The 1,094-nt window shown below is 45.5% G+C and carries 1 protein-coding gene; it reads left to right on the forward strand.

Features of this window, described 5'->3' with window-relative positions; all coding sequences use genetic code 11:
• Nucleotides 1-126: 126 nt before the first annotated feature.
• The coding region (gene ltrA, locus HMPREF9304_RS12090; RefSeq protein ID WP_036929555.1) for a group II intron reverse transcriptase/maturase at nt 127-1,094 on the forward strand (968 nt) is incomplete at its 3' end.

Raw genomic sequence — 1,094 nt, forward strand, 5'->3', positions numbered from 1 at the left:
TTTACGAAAGAAGCGGAGTAAAGCTTGCCGTGAGAAGTCAGCAGANGNCATAGTANTGGAGTACTCGATAACGCTCCATGAAGGGCTGAACCTATATATTAANCGATAGTAATTGAAACATACCTTATGAAGGNAAGAATGCAGAAAACATTATCCCAAGTTAATGGCTGTCCCCAAAGAGATAGGTCGGAAACCNAATGGTATGGGGGAGTGCAGACCTTCATGTGGATGTGTGAAGACAACATCGTGGAAGTACCATTTGACAAGGAACACCTCCTNGAGCAAATCCTTAGNCCTGCAAATCTNAANCGAGCCTACAAGGCAGTGATGAGAAACAAGGGATGTGGTGGTATCGACAAGATGTCGTGTGAGCAGCTGCTCCCATGGCTCTTAACCAATAAGGATGTGCTCATCTGTTCCTTGATTGACGGTTCTTACCGTCCGAACCCAGTCAAGAGGGTAGAGATACCCAAAGACAACGGAAAGATGCGCCTTTTGGGCATACCTACAGTAGTAGACCGTTTGGTGCAACAAGCCATTAACCAAGTACTGACTCCTATTTATGAGAACCAATTCTCCAAGACAAGCTACGGCTTCCGTCCGAGAAGAGGCTGCCATGACGCACTTCGTGGAGCGCAGAGGATAATCAACGAAGGCTACATTTATGTAGTTGACCTTGACCTCGAACGTTTCTTCGACACTGTGAGCCATAGTAAACTNATAGAAATTCTCAGCCGTACGATAAAAGACGGCAGAGTGGTCAGTCTTATACACAAGTATCTTCGAAGCGGTGTAATGAACAAAGGATTGTTTGAAGCGAGCGAAGAAGGAACTCCCCAAGGAGGNCCGCTAAGTCCGTTGTTGAGTAACATCATGCTCAACGAATTGGACAAAGAACTCGAACGCAGAGGGCTTCCCTTTGTACGCTATGCCGATGACTCGATGATATTCTGTAAGTCCAAAAGGGCTGCAATGCGAGTGAAGGAGTCTATAACCCGATTTATAGAGAATACTCTATATCTCAAAGTCAACAAGGAAAAGACCGTAGTGTCGTATGTGCGAGGAATGAAATACCTCGGCTACTCCTTTTATGT

This window comes from Hoylesella timonensis S9-PR14 (assembly GCF_000762405.1).
GTDB classification, from domain to species: Bacteria; Bacteroidota; Bacteroidia; order Bacteroidales; family Bacteroidaceae; genus Prevotella; species Prevotella timonensis_A.